Raw genomic sequence first — 15,240 nt, forward strand, 5'->3', positions numbered from 1 at the left:
GGCCGCCGCGGACGTATCCCAGCCCACCGGATGCCGCATGGCGCGGCGCATCATGCCCGTCCAGACGCGCGGTTGTGCAAAAAGATCGCAGGTGCGGGTAATCGCATGGACCAGCGCCTGCACGGTCACCGGGACGAACTGCACGCCGGTGGCAACGCCTGCTGTCAGAGCGGCTTCATTTGCGTCAATCACAGTGTCGGCCAGACCGCCGGTGCGCGCCACGACCGGCAGAGTACCATAGCGCATGCCGTAAAGCTGCGTGAGGCCGCAGGGCTCGAACCGGGACGGGATCAGGATTGCGTCGCTGCCGCCCTGCATCAGATGCGACAGGGGCTCGTCATAGCCGATGATCACGCCGACCGATCCCGGATGCCGGTGGGATGCGGCAACGAAGCCTGCCTCAAGGTTTTTGTCGCCGCTCCCCAGCACTGCAAGGCGCGCACCGCGTGCGACGAGGGCAGGCACCGCATCGAGCAGCAGATCTAGGCCCTTTTGTGTTGTCAGGCGGCTGATCACGCAGAAAAGCGGGCCGGTGGGATCTTGGTCAAGACCAAAGCGGGTGAGAACTGTTTTGCGGTTGATGGCTTTGTTCTTGAGCGCTTTTGCAGAATAGCACGCTGTCAGCGCCCTGTCGGTTTCAGGGTTCCAGACATCGGTGTCGATGCCATTGAGGATACCGGTCAGATCGTCCGCGCGGGCCTGCAAAAGCCCTTCCAGACCCATGCCGAACTCAGGCGTCATCAGCTCTCGCGCATAGGTCGGGCTGACGGTGGTGATCGCATCACACATCGCAAGACCGGCCTTGAGAAACCCCAGACGGCCCCAGAATTCCGCGCCCTCCCGGTCAAAATGGCGCTCATCAAGGCCAAGCCCGGGCATCAGTGCCGGGTCAAACAGCCCCTGAAACGCAATGTTGTGGATGGTCATCAGGGTCGGGGGCACCTTTCCCGGATGCTGGCTGAGATAGGCCGGAATGAGCCCCGCCTGCCAGTCATGCGCATGCACAACATCCGGGCGCCAGCTGTTCACTGCTCCTGTCGCCACATGTGCCGCCACCTGTGAGAGCGCCGCGAAACGCTGTGCGTTATCGGGCCAGTCCGCCCCGTCAGGTCCGAGATAAATCGATCCGGCCCGGTCATAGAGATGCGGCGCATCGAGCAACAAGAGGTCGATGCCTTCGGAAGTGGCCGCCACAAGCGTCGCAGGCCCGCCCATCAGATCCGCTGACTGCCAGACCGCGGTGCCGCCCTTCACAAGCTTTTTCAGTGCCGGATAGGCAGGCAGCATTACGCGCGCCTCCGCACCCAGCGGCTTCAGCGCGCCGGGCACCGCGCCGATCACATCAGCCAGCCCGCCGGTTTTGACAAAGGGCGCGCATTCAGACGCGACAAAAAGGATCTTCACGTCAGAGATCCAGCTTATCGATCATCGGCTGTGTGATCAGGCAAATGCCAGTGTCGGTCCGCCGGAAGCGTTTCGCGTCGAGCTCCGGATCCTCGCCCACCACAAGACCGGTCGGGATGGTCACGCCGCGGTCGATCACGACGTTGGTCAGGCGGGCCTTGCGGTTGATCTCGACATAGGGCATCGCCACCACCCCCTTCAGCTCGGAGTACGAATGCGTGCGCACACCGGTGAAAAGAAAACACCGGTCAAGCTGTGAGCCGGAGATGATGCAGCCCCCCGAGACCATAGACGAGACCGCATGGCCGCGACGGCCTTCTTCGTTGTGGATGAATTTCGCAGGCGGCGTAAGCTCGGAATAGGTCCAGATCGGCCATTCGGTATCATAAAGATCGAGGTCCGGGTCGAAATCCGTCAGATCAATATTGGCCTGCCAGAAAGCATCGACCGTGCCCACGTCACGCCAGTACGAGCCGTCTTCATTATCGGTGCGCACGCAGGACCGGCTGAAGGGATGCGCCACGGCGAGGCCGTTTTTTACAATCCGCGGGATCACATCGCCGCCAAAGTCATGGCCATAGCCCGGATCGGCCGCGCACTCGTCCATGATCCGGAAAAGATATTCCGTCTCAAAGACGTAGATGCCCATACTGGCCAGGGCATGATCAGGATCGTTTGGCATCGCCGGCGGGTCCTTTGGCTTTTCTACGAACTCCAGGATGCGGTCTTCGGTATCAACCGCCATCACGCCAAAGGCGCTCGCCTCCATGCGCGGCACCTCGATACAGCCAACGGTCACATCCGCCCCGCTGTCAACGTGATGCTTGATCATCAGGGAGTAGTCCTGCTTGTAGATGTGATCACCGGCAAGAATGACGATGTATTTCGGCCCATATCCTTCGATGATGTCGCGGTTCTGCGCGACGGCGTCCGCCGTGCCCTTGTACCAGTTTTCATCGTTCATCTGCTGAGAGGCGGGCAGGATATCAAGGCTTTCATTGCGCTCGGCACGGAAAAAGCTCCAGCCGCGCTGCAGGTGGCGGATCAGCGAATGCGCTTTGTACTGCGTGGCCACACCGATCCTGCGAATGCCTGAGTTGACCGCATTGGAGAGCGGAAAATCAATGATCCGGCTTTTGCCACCGAAATACATCGCTGGTTTCGCGCGTCTGTCCGTCAGTTCATAGAGCCGGCTGCCCCGTCCTCCGGCCAGCACGAAAGCCATTGTCTGGTGCGCGAGCCTTTGCGATTCATTGTTCATCGGTCGTCCTCCCTCATTATTTTTGGGTCTCCCGGGCCGGCCGCCTCTCAGCGCTCCAGTTCGAAAAACAGCGTCGTCAGCGGCGGCAGCGTCACAGTGATCGACACAGGGCGACCCGATGCCGCGACCTCTTCTGAATGAACACCCCCCATATTGCCTCGCCCGTCTCCTCCGTAGGCTTCGGCATTCGTGTTAATACGCTCTGCCCACCGACCCGGTTCCGGCACGCCGATCCGACGCGCCGGTCTTTCCACAGGGGTGAAGTTCGACACCACAAGTACAGGCGGCGTGTCACCACTGCCCTTTCGCAACCATACAAGCACGGATTCGTCTGCGTTGTCTTCCTCAACCCACTCAAATCCTTCAGGCTTTGCATCAAGCTCATAAAGCGCGGGCGTAGCGGTATAAAAGCGGTTGAGATCGCGCACGAGGCTCTGCATGCCCCTGTGGAGGCCGTCGTCAAGCAGGTGCCAGTCGAGGCTGCTGTCGTGGTTCCATTCCGCAGGCTGTGCAAACTCGCACCCCATAAAAAGCAGCTTCTTGCCCGGATGGCCCCACATGAACCCGTAATAGGCGCGCAGGTTGGCGAATTTATCCCATCCCTCGCCCGGCATGCGCGCCAGCAGCGAGCCCTTGCCGTGCACAACCTCGTCGTGGCTCAGAGGCAGGATGAAATTCTCACTGAAGGCATAATGCAGCCCGAAGGTCATCTTCGAGTGGTGGAATTTCCGGTGCACCGGATCTTCGGACATGTAGCTCAGCGTATCGTTCATCCAGCCCATGTTCCATTTAAAGCCGAACCCCAGGCCACCCGCATCCGCAGGTGCAGACACACCCGGAAAGGCCGTGGATTCTTCGGCGATGGTCATGATGCCGTCGCTCTCGCCATATGCGGCCGTGTTCATATTTCGCATGAAATCAATAGCTTCGAGGTTCTCGCGCCCGCCATGTCTGTTGGGTACCCACTCGCCTTCCTTGCGCGAGTAATCGCGGTAGAGCATGGAGGCGACCGCATCCACGCGCAGCCCGTCGACGTGATGTTCTTCCAGCCAGTAGAGCGCATTGGCGATCAGGTAGTTCGCCACTTCAGCACGCCCGTAGTTATAGACGAGCGTGTTCCAGTCCGGGTGAAACCCTTCGCGCCGGTCGGCGTGCTCATAAAGGGCGGTTCCGTCGAAACGGCCAAGACCATGCGGGTCTTCGGGGAAGTGGCCCGGCACCCAGTCGAGGATCAGCCCGATATCTGCTGCATGGCAGGCATCCACGAAGGCGCGGAATTCGTCAAATGTGCCATGACGGATCGTGGGTGCAAAGAGCCCGACCGGCTGATAGCCCCATGAGCCGTCAAAGGGGAACTCAGAGACCGGCATCAGCTCCAGATGGGTGAAGCCAAGGTCTTTGGCATAACGGACAAGCTGTTCGGCATGCTCGCGGTAGCTCAGCGGCCTGTTACCCTCTTCCGGTACGCGTCGCCAGGAGCCCAGATGGACCTCATAGACAGAGATCGGCTTGTCGAAACGCTGCACGGCACCACGACGTGACATCCAGGCGTTATCCCGCCAGGTGTACCCGCGGATGTCGCGCACCACCGAGCCCGTGCGCGGCGGATGTTCGGAGCCAAAGCCCACAGGGTCGGCTTTCTGCGGCAACAGTGCTCCGGTTGCATCGAGGATTTCGTATTTATAGATCTCGCCGTCGCCCACACCGGGCATGAAAATCTCCCAGACACCGGTCGCACCGCGTTTGCGCATCGGGTTGCGACGCCCGTCCCACGCGTTGAAATCCCCGATGACCGACACACGCATGGCATTGGGTGCCCAGACGGCAAAATGCGTCCCCGCAACGCCCTGACGGGTCATCACGTGAGCCCCCAGAACTTCCCAGAGCCTGCGATGCGACCCTTCACCGATCAGATGTTCGTCAAGTTCGCCCATGACCGGACCGAAACGGTAAGGATCATCGGCAATCCATGAATGCCCGTCGGCGCTCACCTTCAGATGATACTCAAACGGCTTCCTGCGGCGCGCGGCCACACCTTCAAAAAGCCCCGGCGCATCCCCGACGGCTGCCAGTTCTACGATTTTCCGGCCGGTTCTGACGTCGACTGCCACCACTTCGGAAGCGCCGGGCACAAGGGCGCGCAACGTGAGTTTTCCGTTCACTTCGTGCAGGCCGAGAACCGAAAAGGGATCGGCATGACGGCCTGCGAGAAGGTCATGTTTGTCGTGATCTGAGAGGCTCATCGTCTGCGCTCCTTTGTCTTTGATCGCGGCCGCTCAGGCCACGTCGCGGTCTCCGGACCCGGTGGCCAGCATGCTGCGCACGTTCCAGATGTCGCGTGCGTAACCGTTGATTGTCCGGTCCGAGGAGAACCAGCCGACGCGCGCGGTGTTCAACGCCGCGAGCCGGGTCCATGACCGTGCATCCGCGAAAGCTGTGTCCACCACCCGCTGGGTGTCGAAATAGCTGTCAAAATCGCAGGTCACGAGGAAATAGTCGTGGTTGAACAGACCATCCACGAGCCCGGCGTAACGATCTTTTTCGGACGGCGAGAAGACACCTGAACGGATCTGCTCCAGCACCCGGCCAAGGCGCGGACTGGCAGCGATCGCATTGCGGGCATAATCAGGTTCCATCCGGCGGGCGGCAACCTCTGCGGCGGTGAGGCCAAAGAGAAAGAAGTTCTCCGCCCCGACGCAATCTCGGATTTCGACATTGGCACCGTCGAGCGTGCCGATCGTGGGCGCGCCGTTCAGAGCAAATTTCATGTTGCCGGTGCCGGAGGCTTCCTTGCCGGCGGTTGAGATCTGCTCGCTCAGATCAGTGGCCGGGATAAGCACCTCGGCCATAGAGACGTTATAGTTTTCCGGATACACGACCTGCAGCAGGCCCCTGGTGGCCGGGTCCTTGTTAATCATTGCACCAACGTCATTGATCAGGCGGATAATCTCTTTGGCCACGACATACCCCGGTGCCGCCTTGCCACCAAAGATTTTGACGCGGGGTGTCCGGTTGTTGTCCGGGTTGTCGCGGATCTCGTTCCAGAGGGCCACGGTTTCCAGCAGGTTCATCAACTGGCGTTTATATTCGTGGATGCGTTTGATCTGCACGTCGAACATGGCTGCAGGGTCCACAGAAACACCGTCACGGGCTTTGAGCCAGTCAGACAGACGTGCCTTGTTGGTGTCTTTCGCAGCCTGAAACCGGTCAATAAAGGCTGCGTCATCCAGATGAGCATTAAGGCCCTGCAGCTTCTCCAGATCATCGGGCCAGGCCGTACCGATTGTATCGTTGATCAGTTCGCGCAACGGCGGGTTGCAGGCGTAAAGCCAGCGGCGCGGCGTGATGCCGTTGGTCTGGTTTACGATCCGCCCCGGATAGGCCTTGTGCAGGTCGGCAAAGACGGTTTCCTTCACCAGCTCGGAATGCAGGGCCGAGACGCCGTTGACGTGATGGGCCATAACAAAGGCCAGCTCTCCCATCTTGATTTCACTGTGCTCGATGATGCGTACCTGCTCGCCGGCTTCGGCGAAATGCGCGGCCTCGATAAGCTGGATGATGCGGTGATGACGCGGCAGAACCCGGGCAAAGAGGTCCTCGGGCCAGCGTTCCAGCGCCTCTGGCAGCAGCGTGTGATTGGTATAGGCCAGACACCCGCGCGCGGTGCGGATGGCATCCGAAACCTCAAAACTGTGCAGATCCATCAGGATGCGCACCAGTTCTGGTCCGGCAATAGCGGGGTGGGTATCGTTCAGCTGGATCGCCACATAGTCGGGCAGCGATTTCAGATCGCCTCCCTCGCTGAGGAACCGGCGCACAAGGTCCTGCAGGGACGCGGAAGTGAAGAAGTATTCCTGCTTGAGGCGCAGTTCCTTGCCCACATCCGTTGTGTCGTCGGGGTAAAGCACACGGCTGATTGTGCGGGCGAGCGCCTCAGGTGCGCTCGCGGCGATATAATCCCCGCGGTTGAAGCTTTCGAGGTCAAAGTTGCGGTCGGGCTTGGCGGCCCACAGGCGCAGCGTGTTGGCCCAGCGACCCTGCCAGCCGACCACGGGCGTGTCAAAGGCCGAGGCGATAACGGTTTCTTCGGGGTGCCAGACGGTCTTGCCGTCCTCATCGGCCACATGGCCGCCGAAAAGGATCGGGTAGTTCACTTCGGGGCGCTCGAACTCCCAGGCGTGGCGTTGTTCAAGCCATGTCTCGGCGGTCTCGATCTGCACACCCTTGTCGAAATGCTGCTCAAAAAGCCCGTGCTCATAACGGATGCCGTAGCCATAGGCGGGGATGCCGAGGGTCGACAGCGAATCCATAAAGCAGGCGGCCAGCCGCCCCAGCCCGCCGTTGCCAAGCGCCGCGTCAGGCTCATCCGCGACGACCTTTTCATAGCTCTGGCCAAGACTTGCCAGCGCTTCGGCCGCCACCTCATCCATCTGCAGATTGACCGCGACATCCTCAATCAGACGCCCGATCAGAAATTCCATCGACAGGTAATAGACGCGCTTGCCGCGGGCCTCATAGGTCTTGCGTGTGCTCTCAAACCAGGGATCGACCACCAGATCTCGCAGCGCCAGCGACAGCGACATGCGCCAGTCATAAAGCGATGCGTGAGGGGCATCCTTGCCCAGCGAGGTTTTGAGGTGCTGCAGAACAGACGCTGCAAAATCCTGCGCCGAAACGGGGGGGGTATTGGGTGAAGACATTGTATCTCTTTGCTCTCATTCCGGACCCCTCCACGGGGGTCGGTGATATCGGTGATCCGATGTGTTTGCGTCAGTCCGGGTCAGGCCAGTTCAGTTCATGTGCCCAGGGCGGGTTGGCCCCTGCCCGCGAGACAGTAACGGCGGCCACGCGCGCGCCATGCTCAAGGGCGGATTTCATCAGGGGCCCGTCAATTTCATCCAGACCTGCGCGCGTCAGCAAGCCGTCTGATGCAAGTGCGGCCAGTACGCCCGCATTGAACGTATCACCCGCACCCACAGTGTCCACCACCTCGACCCGGCGCGCAGGAGCATTAACCATGGTTCCGTCTGAAAAAGAGGCAAATGCGCCTTCTCTGCCCCGGGTCACGATCACGATTTTTGGCCCCCGGGCGGCGATGGCCGATGCTTTTTCGGTGAGCGGGCCCGGTCCTGGCAGGATCCATTCCAGATCCTCGTCGGACACTTTCAGGATGCCGGTCCGCCGGATCATCGCGTCCAGACGTGCACGATACCGGTCCTCGTCCCGGATGAAACCGGGACGGATATTGGGATCCATCACAATGAGGCGCTCGCCTGCGTCGCGCATCGCAAGCGCTGCATAGAAATCAGCACAAGGCTCGCTGATCAGGCTGATGCCGCCGAAGTAGAGCGCGCCGATATCATCCGGAAGATCGGGCAACTGGTCGGGAAAGAGCGACCTTCCGGCGGTGTTCTCATCATAAAACGTATAGGTCGCATGGCCGTCAGTCAGACGCACAAAGGCCAGCGTCGTGGGACGATCAGACAGAATACAGAACCGGGTATCCACCTTGCTGTGGCCAAGCGTTTCGCGCAGCTGCTCGCCGAAGAGATCCGTTGAAAGACCGGTCAGGAAACCTGTGGGCACGTCAAGCCTGCCAAGCGCCACGGCAGTGTTGAAGACCGCGCCGCCCGAATGGGGCACGAAGCCTGTGCCGCCCGCCTGCACAGGGGCGGGGATCATGTCGATCAGAGCTTCTCCGCAGCACAAAATCATATCGTCGTTCCCGGCTCAGCGCCTTGCAGCGCGGCCGCCTTTTGTTGTCCGGCACTCCCGCCAAAGCACCTTTTATCCCGTTGCTCCGGGGCGGTTGCTCCGGTTCCTGGCGGTTATAAGACCCGCGTCAACGCAGGCAAGGTCTTTGCATGCGTCATCATCGCGCTGTTTCAGCGACCAAGCGTCGAGGCCTCCCGCGCCAGCGCCTCAATCCCGGCCCAGTCGCCGGAGGCCACCAGATCGGCGGGTGCGACCCAGCTGCCGCCCGCGCAGACCACATTCGGGAGCGACAGATAGTCGATCGCGTTCGACGGGCTGACCCCCCCTGTCGGGCAGAAAGAGACCTGCGGAAGCGGTGCGCCGATGGCTTTGAGGGCCGGTGCGCCGCCCGAGGCTTCTGCGGGGAAAAACTTCAGCATGTCATAGCCACGCTCCAGAAGCTTCATCGCCTCCGTTGCGGTCGCGGCCCCGGCCAGCAGTGGCAGGTCCATCGCCTCACAGGCATCAATGAGGGCATCTGTGGCACCGGGGGACACCCCGAATGTCGCACCCGCATCTTTGGCCGCCCGCACATCTTCGGGCGTGATCAGCGTGCCGGCACCCACAACGCCGCCTTTGACTTTGGCCATCTCAGCGATGACTTCAAGTGCCGCCGGCGTGCGCAGCGTGACCTCAAGCGCCGGCAACCCACCGGCAACAAGCGCTTCGGCCAGCGGGCGCGCGTGGCTTGCGTCTTTGACCACCAGCACCGGTACGATGGGCGCCATACCGCAGATTTCGCGGGCGCGCTTGCTTGCGTCTTTCGGGGTCATCTGAAACTCCTCCTAAAAGAGCGCGCAGGCGCCGGTGTCTGCCGTGCCGACCTGACGTCTGAAAGCCGCAAAAAGCTCGCGGCCGAGCCCGTGTTCATTGTCCGACAGATCGGCGGTGGCAGCGGGCCGGTCAGCCACGCCTTTGGTGATGATATCCAGCACGCCGGATTTCGCATCGACCCGGACGATATCCCCGTCTTCAAGCTTGCTGATCGCTCCGCCGTCGAGGGCCTCGGGACTTACGTGAATGGCTGCCGGCACCGAACCAGACGCACCGGACATCCGACCATCCGTTACGAGGGCTACATTGATGCCTTTGGCCTGCAGGTTCTTCAGCAGCGGTGTCAGGCTGTGCAGTTCCGGCATGCCATTGGCTTTCGGGCCCTGGAAACGCACGACAACAACCGTGTCGCTGGTTATCTCCTGCGCGCGGCAGGCCGCTTTGACGCTCTCCTGATCGTGGAATACGCGTACGGGGGCTTCGATCACCTGATGCTCTTCTTTCACCGCAGAGACCTTCATCACCGCGTTGCCGAGGCTTCCGTTGAGCCGTCTCAGCCCGCCTGTCGCCTGAAAAGGCTCAGCCGCTGGGCGCACGATTTTCTCGTTAAGGCTTTTGGTGGTGCCCGGCTCCCAGACCGCTTTGCCATCGCGCAGTTTCGGCTCCTGCGTGTAAAGCTCCAGCCCGCCGCCAGCGACGGTTTTAGTATCATCGTGCAGCAGACCGGCGCCCAGCAGCTCGTGGATCATATAGCCCAGACCACCTGCAGCGTGGAAATGATTCACATCCGCCAGTCCGTTGGGATAGACCCGTGCCAGAAGCGGCGTGACGTCGGAAATCTCGGAGAAATCCTGCCAGTCAAGGATGATCCCCCCTGCCCGGGCCATCGCTACAAGGTGAATGAGCAGATTGGTCGACCCGCCCGTGGCGTTAAGCCCGACGATCCCGTTCACAAAGGCCTTCTCATCCAGGATATCGCAGACCGGTGTATAGTCGTTGCCCAGATCCGAGAGTGACAACGCCCGGCGCGCGCCCTCTTTGGTCAGAGCATCGCGCAGCCCGGTGTTGGGCGTAACGAAGCTGCTGCCGGGCAGGTGCAGGCCCATAAATTCCATCAGCATCTGATTGGTATTGGCGGTGCCGTAAAACGTGCAGGTGCCCGGCCCGTGATAGGCGCCCATTTCGGCGGCCATCAGCTCGTCGCGCCCCACCTCGCCGGCGGCGAATTTCTGGCGGACCTGGCTTTTTTCTTCGTTGGACAGACCCGAGGTCATCGGCCCTGCCGGCAGAAAGACCGTGGGTACATGCCCGAAAGTCTGAGCCGCGATGACCAGCCCGGGCACGATCTTGTCGCAGACACCCAGATATACCGCTGCATCGAAGGTATTGTGGCTCATTGCCACCGCCGTCGCCATGGCGATCACGTCGCGCGAAAACAGGCTGAGCTCCATGCCGGGCTCGCCCTGTGTGACACCGTCGCACATCGCAGGCACGCCGCCTGCCACCTGTGCTGTGCCGCCCGCCTCGCGCGCGGCGTCGCGGATGAGTTCGGGAAACCGCTCAAATGGCTGATGGGCGGAGAGCATATCGTTGTAAGTCGTGACGATGCCCAGGTTGCCCGCACTTTTATGCACCAGCGCGTCCTGGTCGCGTCCTGCACCGGCATAGGCATGTGCCTGACCGCTGCAGCTGAGATGCGCGCGCGCCGGTCCTTTGACCCGCGCGGCCTGCATCCGCCCGAGATAATCCCCGCGCGGACCTGCGCTGCGCTCGATAATGCGGTCTGTGACCCGAGAAATCGTATCGTTTAATGACATCTGTCCGCCTCCTTCAGGATGCGTGGACCGGGCCCGCGGCCCGCGTCAGGTTTTTGACAGGTCCGCCAGTCTGCGGCCTGTATCGATCATGCGGTTGGCAAAACCCCACTCGTTATCATACCAGCTCACAACCCGGATCAGCCCGTCTTTGGTCACGCTGGTCTGTGCGGGCGCAAAGGTCGAGGAATGCGGATCGTGATTGAAATCGATCGAGACAAGCGGCTCGGGCGCATAGCCCAGAACCCCTTTGAGCGCGCCCTCGGAGGCTTCTTTCATCGCGTCGTTGATGGCCTCTTTCGTGGTGGTTTTTTCAGGCATGAAGGTGAGATCCACAAGCGACACGTTGGGGGTCGGCACCCGGATCGCGGAGCCTTCAAGCCGGCCTTCCAGATGCGGCAGCACCAGTGAAATCGCCCGCGCCGCACCGGTGGAGGTTGGCACCATCGACAGCGCTGCGGCCCGTCCGCGATATGGATCTTTATGCGCTGAATCGTGCGACGGCTGATCCCCGGTATACGCGTGTATGGTCGTCATATAGCCGGTTTTGATGCCCACAAGCTGGTCAAGCACATGCGCAACCGGTGCGAGGCAATTGGTGGTACAGGACGCGTTAGAGACAATCACATCGTCTTTGGTCAGGTCCTTGTCATTCACACCAAAGACCACGGTGCGATCCACATCTGTACCGGGCGCCGAGATCAGAACCCGTTTCGAGCCGTTCTCAAGGTGGGCCGCAGCCGCATCCCGTTTGGTGAAAAACCCGGTGCACTCCATTGCCACGTCGACCCCGTCCCAGGGCAGTTCGGCGGGGTTGCGGATCGCGGTGACAGTGATTTCTTTGCCGTTGACCACCAGCGCGTCGCCTTTGACGGAGACCTCTCCGGGGAAGCGACCATGTATGGAATCGTATTTCAGCAGATGCGCCAGCGTTTCAGGCGAAGCCAGATCATTAATCGCGATCACTTCGACGTCGGTCACGTTATTTTCGATGATCGCGCGCAGCACGCCGCGACCAATACGTCCGAAACCGTTGATTGCTGTTGAATGTGACATCGTGGTCCTCCTGAAAGGTCATGCCGTGCCGGGATCTCCCCGGTCGCGGCTGTTTGTTAGCGCTAACGAACATATTCTACACGAAAGTGCAATGGTTGATTCAGCACATAGCGGCCAAAAAGTGCGTCATGAGTGCGCAGGTGGGTTATTCGGTTGTGCAACATAATCCTGTCCGGTTGCCGGGTCACCGGTATCCTGATGACATAACGCGCGCCGGACCAGTCCCGGCTCCCCGGTTCGTGCTTGATACGTCAGTTTACATAGCCTGACGCATGGCCCGGACCAGTTCATCCGGGCTCAGAGTGCAGGGGTTTGCCTTCATGGATGACGCCCCGGCTGCCTCAGCGGCGATTGCATCGAGGTCTGTGTCAGATGTGACCCAGCCATCCAGACGTGGCATCTGCCAGGTGTCGAGAATGTGCCCGAGACCTGAAAAAACGTCCGCGGTATCCGTCTGAAACGCCGCCCCGAGCCAGTTCCGGACCATATCGAACCGCATCTGCGCTTCCGGGACAGTGGCCATGCGAGCCGCATTCGCTGCCAGCACCGGACCGAGAAGCCGCCCGCAGATCAGACCATGCGGTGCGCCAAGACGCCCCCCCAGCACACCGGCGAGACCGTGCACCGCGCCAAGCCCGGCGTTGGCCAGCGCCAGACCGCCTGCCAGGCTGCACCACGCCATCGCGTCCCGTGCGTCCTGATCCTCGCCCTGTTCCAGCCGCGCGAGAGCCCGCAGCCCGGCCGGAATGGCCGCCTCGCAAAGCGCATCCGTCATCGGATTGGCGCGGGTGCTGAGCCAGGGCTCGATACACTGCGTCACCGCATCGAGCCCGGAGGCCAGCGTGACCTGCCGCGGCGCATGATCGGTCAGAGCAGGATCGACAATTGCCACGTCGGGCAGCATCCGGTCATCACGAAGGCTGACCTTACGGCCCGCTTCAGGCACCGAGATCACGGCATTCTTAGTAACTTCCGCCCCGGTACCTGCGGTTGTGGGCAGCGCAACAAAGGGCAAGGGTGGTGCCGTCAGGGGTTTTCCGGCACCGACACCTTCGAGGTGGTCGAGGACCGGCGCGTTGCCCGGCAGCAACGCGGCCACGGCCTTGCCCATATCGATCACAGCACCGCCCCCGACAGATACGACGACCTCTGCGCCGGCGGACCGCCCGGCGTCAAGAGCCGCCTCCAGTGCCGGCAGATCGGGCTCGGCGCGGCAGAAAACTGTCGTCACACCGGCGCCGGCCGCGCCAAGAGCCACCTCAAACCCGTCGACCCAGGGCACAGATCCGCCGCGCACGAGCAGTACGTTTTTGCCGAAGCCGGTGACGGCCGCGACCGCCTGATCTGCGGTGTCACGGCCGAAGATAATTCTGCCGGCGGTCAGAAAGCTGAAAGGGGTCATCGTCCCTGCCTTTCGGTGGGCTGTCAGTACGCGAGGGTGGATTTCACTGCGCGCTGCCAGTTGCCGTATTTTGCTGCGCGATCAGCCTCATGCATCTTTGGTGAGAACGTACGCTCCAGCCGCCAACTGTCGGCAAATCCTTTGATATCGGGATAAAGCCCTGCGCGCTGTCCGGCGAGCCAGGCGACACCAAGGGCCGTTGTCTCCAGCACCTCCGGGCGGTCCACCGGTGCTCCGATTATGTCGGAGAGAAACTGCATGGCCCAGTCCGAGGCGGACATGCCGCCATCAACGCGCAGGGTCGAGCCCGCGCCCTCCCCCTGCCAGTCTGCTTTCATCGCCTCAAGCAGATCGCGGGTCTGATAGCCAACGCTTTCGAGAGCTGCTTTGGCAAATTCGGCGGGGCCGGAATTGCGCGTGAGACCGTAAATGGCACCCCGGCATTCGGCGTTCCAGTAAGGCGCGCCAAGGCCCACAAAGGCAGGCACGAGCACCACACTCTGGTTCGGATCAGCCTTTTCGGCCAGCGGATGCGTCTCGGAGGCCTCGCGGATGATCTTCAGCCCGTCGCGCAGCCACTGCACCACAGCACCGGCAATAAAGATCGAACCTTCGAGCGCATAGGTGGGTTTGCCGTCAAACTGGTACGCGATGGTGGTCAGCAACCGGTTTTCCGAGGTCACAGCCGTGTCTCCGGTGTTCAGCAAAGCAAAACAGCCGGTGCCATAGGTCGATTTGAGCATGCCCGGCTCAAAGCAGGCCTGGCCGATGGTGGCCGCCTGCTGATCCCCTGCAACTCCCAGGATCGGCACGGGGCGCCCGAAAAGATCGGTTCGCGTGGTGCCGAAGTCCGCCGCACAGTCGCATACCTCGGGCAGCATGTTCAGCGGGATATCAAAGAGCTCGCAGATCGTCGTGCTCCAGCGTCCTTTATGAATATCGTACAGCGAGGTGCGTGCGGCATTTGTGGCGTCCGTCACGTGGCGCGCACCGCCGGTGAGTTTCCAGATCAGAAAAGTATCAACCGTGCCAAAGAGCAGATCGCCCTTTGCCGCGCTGGCGCGCGCACCCTCAACGTTATCGAGGATCCACTTTAGCTTGGTTGCCGAGAAATAAGGATCCGCCAGCAGTCCCGTGCGGGCGGTGATCATCTTGTCATGCCCGGCCTCACGCAGCTCGCGGCAGTACTCGGCGGTGCGCCGGTCCTGCCAGACAATAGCGTTATAGACGGGTTTTCCGGTGTTCTTATCCCAGACCACGACGGTTTCACGCTGGTTGGTGATCCCGATTGCGGTGATGTCATCCGGGCCGAGACCGGCCTTTTCCACGGCGGCGCGGCAGGTGCCGGCGGTGGTTGACCACAGATCGCCCGGATCATGCTCGACCCAGCCGCTGTCGGGGAAATGCTGGGGAAACTCTTCCTGCGCGGTCGCAGTGATTTTCATATCCGCGTCGAAAAGAATGGCGCGGGATGATGTCGTGCCCTGATCAATGGCCAGAATGTGGGTCATGGTGCCCCCGGATGGTTTTCGTGAATTTCGGGCGGCGTGCAGCCGCAAAGAAGCCGGGGCGCAGGCTTATGCTGCGCCCCGGCCTGTGGTCAGAGACTTAGTTCTCCCAGGACTTGATCAGCTCGTCATAGCTGATGGTCTGGGGCTCTTCGTCTTCGTTCTCGAGCTTGGCAACAGGCGAGCCGGGCTGGCTGTACCAGTATTCCGGATCCTGCTCCTCGTTCATGACCGGGCCGATATCACCCTGGATACCTGCGCGCTCAA

10 protein-coding genes are annotated in these 15,240 nt (G+C 61.4%); all 10 read right to left on the reverse strand.

Annotated features, from left to right (window positions below; all coding sequences use genetic code 11):
• The coding region (glgA, locus tag Q0M35_RS02225; protein ID WP_295311760.1) for a glycogen synthase GlgA at positions 1-1,404 on the reverse strand (1,404 nt) is incomplete at its 3' end.
• Position 1,405: 1 nt separating this feature from the next.
• A complete protein-coding gene (gene glgC, locus Q0M35_RS02230) occupies positions 1,406-2,665 on the reverse strand; it encodes a glucose-1-phosphate adenylyltransferase (RefSeq protein WP_295311762.1) in 1,260 nt (419 codons plus the stop codon).
• A 47-nt stretch (positions 2,666-2,712) separates the two neighbouring features.
• A complete protein-coding gene (gene glgB, locus Q0M35_RS02235; RefSeq protein ID WP_295311763.1) occupies positions 2,713-4,908 on the reverse strand; it encodes a 1,4-alpha-glucan branching protein GlgB in 2,196 nt (731 codons plus the stop codon).
• Positions 4,909-4,941: 33 nt separating this feature from the next.
• Positions 4,942-7,365, reverse strand: coding sequence for a glycogen/starch/alpha-glucan phosphorylase (locus Q0M35_RS02240; protein WP_295311765.1), 2,424 nt, complete (start codon positions 7,363-7,365; stop codon positions 4,942-4,944).
• A 70-nt stretch (positions 7,366-7,435) separates the two neighbouring features.
• A complete protein-coding gene (locus tag Q0M35_RS02245) occupies positions 7,436-8,380 on the reverse strand; it encodes a carbohydrate kinase (protein WP_295311767.1) in 945 nt (314 codons plus the stop codon).
• A 170-nt stretch (positions 8,381-8,550) separates the two neighbouring features.
• Entirely contained in the window at positions 8,551-9,192 is a 642-nt protein-coding gene (eda, locus tag Q0M35_RS02250) for a bifunctional 4-hydroxy-2-oxoglutarate aldolase/2-dehydro-3-deoxy-phosphogluconate aldolase (RefSeq protein WP_295311769.1), read from the reverse strand.
• 12 nt (positions 9,193-9,204) lie between these two features.
• Complete coding sequence (gene edd / locus Q0M35_RS02255; protein WP_295311771.1) at positions 9,205-11,010, reverse strand: phosphogluconate dehydratase; 1,806 nt, start codon at positions 11,008-11,010, stop codon at positions 9,205-9,207.
• A gap of 45 nt (positions 11,011-11,055) precedes the next feature.
• A complete protein-coding gene (gene gap / locus Q0M35_RS02260; RefSeq protein WP_295311773.1) occupies positions 11,056-12,063 on the reverse strand; it encodes a type I glyceraldehyde-3-phosphate dehydrogenase in 1,008 nt (335 codons plus the stop codon).
• 256 nt (positions 12,064-12,319) lie between these two features.
• The gene (locus Q0M35_RS02265; protein WP_295311775.1) at positions 12,320-13,465 is read right to left on the reverse strand and encodes an iron-containing alcohol dehydrogenase; all 1,146 of its coding nucleotides are present in this window, start codon (positions 13,463-13,465) and stop codon (positions 12,320-12,322) included.
• A gap of 23 nt (positions 13,466-13,488) precedes the next feature.
• A complete protein-coding gene (gene glpK, locus Q0M35_RS02270) occupies positions 13,489-14,976 on the reverse strand; it encodes a glycerol kinase GlpK (protein ID WP_295311777.1) in 1,488 nt (495 codons plus the stop codon).
• Positions 14,977-15,240: the final 264 nt, after the last annotated feature.

This window comes from Roseobacter sp., from assembly GCF_024639605.1.
GTDB lineage: Bacteria > Pseudomonadota > Alphaproteobacteria > Rhodobacterales > Rhodobacteraceae > Roseobacter.

What these genes read in the sequence shown, in the direction of transcription:
- glgC (WP_295311762.1), bottom strand. Translation starts at nt 2,665, where the DNA reads ATGAACAATGAATCGCAAAGGCTCGCGCACCAGACAATGGCTTTCGTG.
- glgB (WP_295311763.1), bottom strand. Translation starts at nt 4,908, where the DNA reads ATGAGCCTCTCAGATCACGACAAACATGACCTTCTCGCAGGCCGTCAT.
- Q0M35_RS02240 (WP_295311765.1), bottom strand. Translation starts at nt 7,365, where the DNA reads ATGTCTTCACCCAATACCCCCCCCGTTTCGGCGCAGGATTTTGCAGCG.
- Q0M35_RS02245 (WP_295311767.1), bottom strand. Translation starts at nt 8,380, where the DNA reads ATGATTTTGTGCTGCGGAGAAGCTCTGATCGACATGATCCCCGCCCCT.
- eda (WP_295311769.1), bottom strand. Translation starts at nt 9,192, where the DNA reads ATGACCCCGAAAGACGCAAGCAAGCGCGCCCGCGAAATCTGCGGTATG.
- edd (WP_295311771.1), bottom strand. Translation starts at nt 11,010, where the DNA reads ATGTCATTAAACGATACGATTTCTCGGGTCACAGACCGCATTATCGAG.
- gap (WP_295311773.1), bottom strand. Translation starts at nt 12,063, where the DNA reads ATGTCACATTCAACAGCAATCAACGGTTTCGGACGTATTGGTCGCGGC.
- Q0M35_RS02265 (WP_295311775.1), bottom strand. Translation starts at nt 13,465, where the DNA reads ATGACCCCTTTCAGCTTTCTGACCGCCGGCAGAATTATCTTCGGCCGT.
- glpK (WP_295311777.1), bottom strand. Translation starts at nt 14,976, where the DNA reads ATGACCCACATTCTGGCCATTGATCAGGGCACGACATCATCCCGCGCC.